This window comes from Streptomyces sp. NRRL B-24572, assembly GCF_002156145.1.
In the GTDB taxonomy this organism is placed as follows: domain Bacteria; phylum Actinomycetota; class Actinomycetes; order Streptomycetales; family Streptomycetaceae; genus Streptomyces; species Streptomyces vietnamensis.
This window is the reverse complement of sequence record NZ_MWIG01000431.1, coordinates 232-6,968: the sequence shown is the minus strand read 5'-3', so window position 1 is coordinate 6,968 and position 6,737 is coordinate 232. Positions and strand designations below refer to the sequence as shown.

The window sequence follows — 6,737 nt, the reverse complement described above, 5'->3', positions numbered from 1 at the left end:
CCCCCGAACCCCGAATGAGCTTGTGCCACCTTGGAGGTGAGGGTGTCCCAGATCGCAGGCGAGCCCGGGACCCAGGACTTCGTGGAAGTCCGGCTGCCCGCTGCGGGTGCCTATCTGTCCGTGCTGCGTACGGCCACGGCCGGCCTCGCGGCGCGCTTGGACTTCACCCTCGACGAGATCGAGGACTTGCGGATCGCGGTCGACGAGGCCTGCGCCATCCTGCTCCAGCAGGCCGTGCCGGGGTCCGTCCTCAGCTGTGTCTTCCGGCTGATCGACGACTCCCTCGACGTGACGGTCTCCGCCCCGACGACCGACGGGAGGGCACCCGAGCGGGACACCTTCGCGTGGACCGTGCTGTCGGCGCTGGCCGGGAAGGTGGAGTCGTCGGTGGCCGATGACCGTACGGTCTCCATCAGCCTGTACAAACAGCGCGGCGCGGGGCCAGGCCCGGCGTGAGGAACGGGGACGCGACGGCCGGCATCCCTGAGCAGCAGGCGCGGCCGAACAGGGTCGCTACGGAGCAGGCGGACCAGATGAGCGAGCACGAGCAGCACCACGAGGTTCCCGAGACACCAGGGGTCTCCGAGGCCCCCGCGAGTTCCGAGGGCTCCCCCGAGGCTCCCGAGACGCGGACCTCCGGCGAGGCCGGGGCGGCCGACGTGGCCGGGGCCGTGGAGAAGGCCGACGACGGTGACGAGGACGACGAGGGCCCGGACGCCCCCGCCGTCCCGGACCCGCACGACCGGAGCGGTGCCCGCACCCTCTTCGTCCAGCTGCGCGAGCTGCCCGAGGGCTCCCCGGAGAAGGCCGAGCTGCGCAACCGTCTGGTGCGTATGCACCTGCCGCTGGTGGAGCACCTGGCCCGGCGCTTCCGCAACCGCGGCGAGCCGCTGGACGACCTGACGCAGGTGGCGACGATCGGCCTGATCAAGTCGGTCGACCGGTTCGACCCGGAGCGCGGGGTGGAGTTCTCCACGTACGCGACGCCGACGGTCGTCGGCGAGATCAAGCGTCACTTCCGTGACAAGGGGTGGGCGGTCCGGGTGCCGCGCCGGCTCCAGGAGCTGCGGCTCTCGCTGACCACGGCGACGGCGGAGCTCTCGCAGCAGCACGGCCGCTCGCCGACGGTGCACGAGCTGGCGGAGCGGCTCGGGATCTCCGAGGAGGAGGTCCTGGAGGGTCTGGAGTCGGCCAACGCCTACTCGACGCTCTCCCTGGACGTCCCGGACACCGACGACGAGTCGCCGGCGGTGGCGGACACGCTGGGCGCGGAGGACGAGGCCCTTGAGGGGGTCGAGTACCGGGAGTCGCTCAAGCCGCTCCTGGAGGACCTGCCGCCCCGGGAGAAGCGGATCCTGCTGCTTCGCTTCTTCGGGAACATGACCCAGTCGCAGATCGCGCAGGAGGTGGGCATCTCTCAGATGCACGTCTCCCGGCTGCTGGCCCGCACCCTGGCGCAGCTGAGGGAGAAACTCCTCGTGGAGGAGTGATCCGTCAGGCTTCCTGACCGGGGCGCCGGATGCCGAGCGCCTCGGTCGTGGCCGGGTTCACGAGGAGGACGAGGCCGGTCACGGCGAGGGCGGCCAGGACGATGCCGGCCGGGATCACGCCGTTCGACTGGAGCATCTGCCAGGCGATGGGCAGGGCCAGGATCTGGGTGATGACGGCCGGGCCCCGGCTCCAGGAGCGGCGCAGCCACAGCCCGCGGGCGGCCGCGAGCGGGATGAGACCGAGGGCGACGAGCGTCACGGCGAGGGTCAGGCCGCCCGTGAGGTCGCCGCCGTCGGCGAGGCCGCGCACCAGCATGTACACACCGCCGGCGACGAGCCCGAGGCCCTCGATGCCGGCGACGGCCGCCGCCCCGGCGAGGCGCGTGGGCCGGGGCCCCTGCTCCGTACCGCTGCCCTGTTCCGTACTCGTCTGCTCCGTACCGCTCATAGGGGCAGGGTAACGGGGGCGTCCGCCGGTCCACCCGGCAGACCGGACTGGGCCCGGTACCGCCGGGTAGGTACGCTGGCGCTCATGCGCGCACTTCTCGTGGTCAACCCGGCAGCCACCACCACGAGTGCCCGCACCCGTGACGTGCTCATCCACGCACTGGCCAGCGAGATGAAGCTGGAGGCGGTCACCACCGAGTACCGGGGGCACGCGCGCGACCTGGGCCGGCGGGCCGCCGAGTCGGGCAATGTCGATCTGGTCGTCGCCCTCGGTGGCGACGGCACGGTGAACGAGGTCGTCAACGGACTGCTGCACGACGGGCCCGATCCGGACCGGCTGCCGGGCCTCGCGGTCGTCCCCGGCGGCTCGACCAACGTCTTCGCCCGCGCCCTCGGACTGCCGAACGACGCCGTGGAGGCGACCGGCGCCCTGCTCGACGCGCTGCGTGAGCGGCGGACACGGACGGTGAGCCTCGGGCTCGCGTCCGGGACGCCGGGCACGGAGGACGAGTCGGTTCCCGAACGCTGGTTCACCTTCTGTGCCGGACTCGGTTTCGACGCGAGCGTCATCGGCCGGGTCGAACAGCAGCGCGAGCGCGGCAAGAGATCGACGCACGCCCTCTATCTGCGCCAGGTGGTGCGCCAGTTCCTGGAGGAGCCGAACCGCCGGCACGGCACGATCACCCTGGAGCGCCCCGGCGCGGAGCCGGTCGAGGACCTGGTCCTCTCCATAATCTGCAACACCTCCCCCTGGACCTACCTGGGCAATCGCCCGGTGTACGCGTCCCCGGAGGCGTCCTTCGAGACCGCGCTCGACGTCCTCGGACTGCGCAGGCTCTCCACCCCGGCGGTGGCCCGTTACGCCACCCAGCTGCTCACCTCGACCCCGGAGCGGGGCCCGCGCGGCAAGCATGCGGTGTCTCTGCACGATCTGACCGACTTCACCTTGCATTCGAAGGTTCCCCTCCCCCTGCAGATGGACGGAGACCACCTCGGACTGCGTACGAGCGTGACGTTCACAGGCGTACGCCGTGCACTGCGTGTGATTGTGTGAGTGGAAGGGCCCAAAGTCCTTTCACTCGAACGTTTAGGCGTGCATCCACCCCTAAGAAGTACGGCTGTGACCTAGCCGACACCGAGGAATCAAAAAAAACTTTCCGGAAGGGGTTGTATCCGCCCCTGGGGTTTGGGAGTCTCTTCTTGGCGATCGGGACGGCCCGCAACACCGGCCTCCACTGAGAGCCAGAACCCCACCCCAAGCAACAGGACCACACCAGTTCAACTGGCAGTCGGCCCTTCCCTTGCGGAGGGATTCGTGAAAGCGTTCACATTCACAAGCAACTCGCACGAAACACTGAGAGAGGTAGCAGCCATGGACTGGCGTCACAACGCCGTTTGTCGTGAGGAAGACCCCGAGCTGTTCTTCCCCATCGGCAACACCGGTCCTGCGCTGCTGCAGATCGAGGAAGCCAAGGCCGTCTGCCGCCGCTGCCCCGTCATGGAGCAGTGCCTGCAGTGGGCGCTCGAGTCCGGCCAGGACTCCGGCGTCTGGGGTGGCCTCAGCGAGGACGAGCGCCGCGCGATGAAGCGCCGTGCCGCTCGCAACCGGGCGCGTAACGCCAGCGCCTGAGCCACCTGCACAGCCTGAGGCAAGCGGCGCGTACACCGCGTACGCAATCACCGCCCCGAGCCGCAGCGCGCAGCAGTAACCCACAGCATTCGAGCCCCGGACCGATTCCCTTCGGTCCGGGGCTCGCTGCTGTGGACTCGCTTCGTTCCGCCGAGAGCTCGCTTCCGAGGCGAGCTCACTTCTGCCGTGAGCCCGCTTCCGCCGTGAACTCGCTTCCGCCGTGAACTCGCTCCTGTTGTGAACTCGCTTTATTTCTGCGGCCGTACGGGAATGTCGAGGACCACCTTCGTGCCGCGCTCGGCGCCCGGCAGCATGTCGAAGGAACCGCCCAACTCCCCTTCCACCAGGGTCCGTACGATCTGCAGGCCGAGGTTGCCGGCCCGCTGCGGGTCGAAGCCCTCGGGCAGACCGCGGCCGTCGTCCTGGACCGTGATCAGGAGCCGGGCGTCCGCCCGGGTCTCGCCGCGGACGGCGCTGACCTCGACCGTGCCCTGCTCCCCCTGCACGAAGGCGTGTTCGAGAGCGTTCTGCAGGATCTCGGTGAGGACCATGGAGAGCGGGGTGGCGACCTCGGCGTCCAGGATGCCGAAGCGGCCGTTGCGCCGGCAGGTGACCTTGCCCGGGGAGATCTCGGCGACCATCGCGATGACCCGGTCGGCGATCTCGTCGAACTGCACCCGCTCGTCCAGGTTCTGGGACAGCGTCTCATGGACGATGGCGATCGAACCGACGCGCCGCACTGCCTCGTTGAGGGCCTCGCGGCCGCGGTCGGAGTCCATCCGGCGGGCCTGGAGGCGGAGCAGGGCGGCCACCGTCTGGAGGTTGTTCTTCACCCGGTGGTGGATCTCCCGGATGGTGGCGTCCTTGGTGATCAACTCGCGCTCGCGGCGACGCAGTTCCGTGACGTCCCGGAGCAGGACGAGCGAACCGATCCGGGTGCCCTTGGGCTTGAGCGGGATCGCCCGCAGCTGGATCACCCCGCCGTTGCCCTCGACCTCGAACTCGCGGGGCGCGTAGCCGGAGGCCAGCTTGACCAGGGCCTCGTCCACCGGGCCCCGGGAGGGAGCGAGTTCGGCGGTGATCTGGCCGAGGTCCTGACCGACCAGGTCGGCGGCGAGACCGAGCCGGTGGTACGCGGAGAGGGCGTTCGGCGAGGCGTACTGGACGACGCCCTCGGCGTCGAGCCGGACGAGGCCGTCGCCGGCGCGCGGCGAGGAGTCCATGTCGACCTGCTCGCCGGGGAAGGGGAACGTTCCGGCGGCGATCATCTGGGCGAGGTCGGAGGCCGACTGGAGGTAGGTGAGCTCCAGTCGGGAGGGGGTGCGGACGGTCAGCAGGTTGGTGTTGCGGGCGATGACGCCGAGGACCCGGCCCTCGCGGCGCACGGGGATGGACTCGACCCGCACCGGGACCTCCTCGCGCCACTCCGGGTCGCCCTCGCGGACGATCCGGCCCTCGTCGAGGGCGGCGTCGAGCAGCGGGCGGCGGCCGCGCGGCACCAGATGGCCGACCATGTCGTCCTGGTAGGAGGTGGGGCCGGTGTTGGGCCGCATCTGGGCGACGGAGACGTACCGCGTGCCGTCGAGGGTCGGGACCCAGAGCACGAGGTCGGCGAAGGAGAGGTCGGAGAGCAGCTGCCACTCCGACACCAGCAGGTGGAGCCACTCGAGGTCGGAGTCGCTCAGGGCGGTGTGCTGGCGGACGAGGTCGTTCATGGAGGGCACGGTGCGAGCGTACCTGCGGAATTACAGGGGCGGTGAACCTGGATCTCGCGGGCTCCGTGTTGGAGGATGGGCCGGGAAAGACCGCGTTCCTGTGGATGGACAGACAAGAATGGTCTAGTCCACAATGAACGCAACAGAGCCTCCATCCTCCCCGCACAGGAGGATGGAACGAGGAACCGGCGCTCTCTGCCCTGACTGCGCCGAGACCTCCCACACGGCCGAGGGACCGCACACCCCCGGCCGGGCAACTCCGGGCTGCGGTGCCGGGCGGGCTGAGGGTCCCGCCGGGCGCCGTAGCCCGCGGGTGTTTCCGGGGGCTTTCCGCGACCCGGCGGGTGCGTCACTCCCCTGTCGGCCAGGCCCGCATCGCTGCCTCGGCCACCGCCGTCAGCTCCTCCGCCGTCGCCCCGTCGCGGGCCTGCTGGGACATGCCCTGGAGGACGGCGCCGCTGAAGCGGGCGAGCGCGCGGGGGTCGGTGCCGGCCGGCAGCCCGCCCGACTCCACGTCGCGGCGGATGCGGTCCTCGACGGTCGCCAGGTTCGCGTTCCTGTGGTCCCGCAGGGCCCCCTCGACCTCGGGGGTCGAGCAGTTGGTCGCGGCGGAGATCATCAGGCAGCCGCGCGGATGCCCCGGTTCGGTGAAGACGTGGGCGGCCTCGCGCAGCATGCGCCCGACGGCGTCCCGGGCCGTCGCCTCCTCGGCGAGGGCCTGGTCCCCATAGGCGCCGTACGACCGCGCGTACGCCTCGACGACCTCTTCGAACAGCGTCTTCTTGTCGCCGAAGGCCGCGTAGAGGCTGGGTGCGCTGATGCCCATGACCCGGGTGAGGTCGGAGACGGAGGTCGTCTCGTAGCCGTGCTCCCAGAAGGCCATCGTCGCCTGCTCCAGGGCCGTGAGCCGGTCGAAGGAGCGGGGGCGGCCGCGCGGTCTCGTCACCATGGAGTGAATTCTATAGCGCTCACTACGAATCGTGGGGTACGGTCTTTGCGTAACGACCGCTACAGAAATGAGGGGGGCGTCTCCATGGGCGTGCTCGAAGGAAGGCTGGCCGGGAAGACGGCGCTGGTCACGGGTGGCAGCCGGGGCATCGGGCGGGGGATCGCCGAGCGGCTCGGCCGGGAGGGCGCGCGGGTCGCGGTGCACTACGGGACGAACGAGGAGGCGGCGAAGGACGCGGTCGCCGCGATCGAGGCGGCCGGTGGGTCCGCCTTCGCGCTGGGGCAGGAGCTGGGGGTGCCGGGGGACGCGGCGGCGCTGTGGCGGACCTTCGGCGCCCAGGCGGACGGCCTGGACATCCTGGTGAACAACGCGGGCATCGGGGCGTCGCGGCCGTTCGCGGCGATCGGTGACGAGGAGTACGACCGGATCTTCGCGGTCAACACGAAGGCGCCCTTCTTCCTGGCACAGCTGGGCGCGGAGCGGCTGCGGGACGGCGGCCGGATCAT

7 protein-coding genes and 1 pseudogene (1 of these 8 running past the window's edge) are annotated in these 6,737 nt (G+C 70.6%); 5 read left to right on the top strand and 3 right to left on the bottom strand.

The window, feature by feature from the left end:
* Window positions 1-42 precede the first annotated feature (42 nt).
* The gene (locus CCN56_RS24755; RefSeq protein WP_030688746.1) at window positions 43-456 is read left to right on the top strand and encodes an anti-sigma regulatory factor; all 414 of its coding nucleotides are present in this window, start codon (window positions 43-45) and stop codon (window positions 454-456) included.
* On the top strand, window positions 453-1,490 hold the full coding sequence (locus tag CCN56_RS44825) for an RNA polymerase sigma factor SigF (protein WP_086830106.1): 1,038 nt from the start codon (window positions 453-455) through the stop codon (window positions 1,488-1,490). Before CCN56_RS24755 ends, CCN56_RS44825 begins: the two co-directional genes overlap by 4 nt.
* 4 nt (window positions 1,491-1,494) lie before the next feature.
* Here the strand turns inward: CCN56_RS44825 and CCN56_RS24745 are convergent, their stop codons facing one another.
* The gene (locus CCN56_RS24745; protein ID WP_086830104.1) at window positions 1,495-1,938 is read right to left on the bottom strand and encodes a hypothetical protein; all 444 of its coding nucleotides are present in this window, start codon (window positions 1,936-1,938) and stop codon (window positions 1,495-1,497) included.
* An 84-nt stretch (window positions 1,939-2,022) separates the two neighbouring features.
* On the opposite strand from CCN56_RS24745, the gene CCN56_RS24740 reads away from it, so the two are divergent.
* Both CCN56_RS24740 and CCN56_RS24735 read left to right on the top strand, forming a co-directional pair.
* Window positions 2,023-2,991: a diacylglycerol kinase family protein gene (locus tag CCN56_RS24740; protein ID WP_086830102.1), complete on the top strand. Its 969-nt coding sequence runs from the start codon at window positions 2,023-2,025 to the stop codon at window positions 2,989-2,991.
* 318 nt (window positions 2,992-3,309) lie between these two features.
* Window positions 3,310-3,567, top strand: a complete 258-nt coding sequence (locus CCN56_RS24735) for a WhiB family transcriptional regulator (RefSeq protein WP_003953983.1) — start codon at window positions 3,310-3,312, stop codon at window positions 3,565-3,567.
* Window positions 3,568-3,815: 248 nt separating this feature from the next.
* On the opposite strand, the gene CCN56_RS24730 is transcribed toward CCN56_RS24735, so the two are convergent.
* On the bottom strand, window positions 3,816-5,282 hold the full coding sequence (locus CCN56_RS24730) for a sensor histidine kinase (RefSeq protein WP_086830100.1): 1,467 nt from the start codon (window positions 5,280-5,282) through the stop codon (window positions 3,816-3,818).
* A gap of 349 nt (window positions 5,283-5,631) precedes the next feature.
* On the bottom strand, window positions 5,632-6,231 hold the full coding sequence (locus CCN56_RS24725; protein WP_086830099.1) for a TetR/AcrR family transcriptional regulator: 600 nt from the start codon (window positions 6,229-6,231) through the stop codon (window positions 5,632-5,634).
* A gap of 84 nt (window positions 6,232-6,315) precedes the next feature.
* Between CCN56_RS24725 and CCN56_RS24720 the strand changes: the two are divergent.
* Window positions 6,316-6,737: pseudogene (locus tag CCN56_RS24720) on the top strand (SDR family oxidoreductase); it runs 179 nt beyond the window's last position.

What these genes read in the sequence shown, in the direction of transcription:
- CCN56_RS24745 (WP_086830104.1), bottom strand. Translation starts at nt 1,938, where the DNA reads ATGAGCGGTACGGAGCAGACGAGTACGGAACAGGGCAGCGGTACGGAG.
- CCN56_RS24740 (WP_086830102.1), top strand. Translation starts at nt 2,023, where the DNA reads ATGCGCGCACTTCTCGTGGTCAACCCGGCAGCCACCACCACGAGTGCC.
- CCN56_RS24735 (WP_003953983.1), top strand. Translation starts at nt 3,310, where the DNA reads ATGGACTGGCGTCACAACGCCGTTTGTCGTGAGGAAGACCCCGAGCTG.
- CCN56_RS24730 (WP_086830100.1), bottom strand. Translation starts at nt 5,282, where the DNA reads ATGAACGACCTCGTCCGCCAGCACACCGCCCTGAGCGACTCCGACCTC.
- CCN56_RS24725 (WP_086830099.1), bottom strand. Translation starts at nt 6,231, where the DNA reads ATGGTGACGAGACCGCGCGGCCGCCCCCGCTCCTTCGACCGGCTCACG.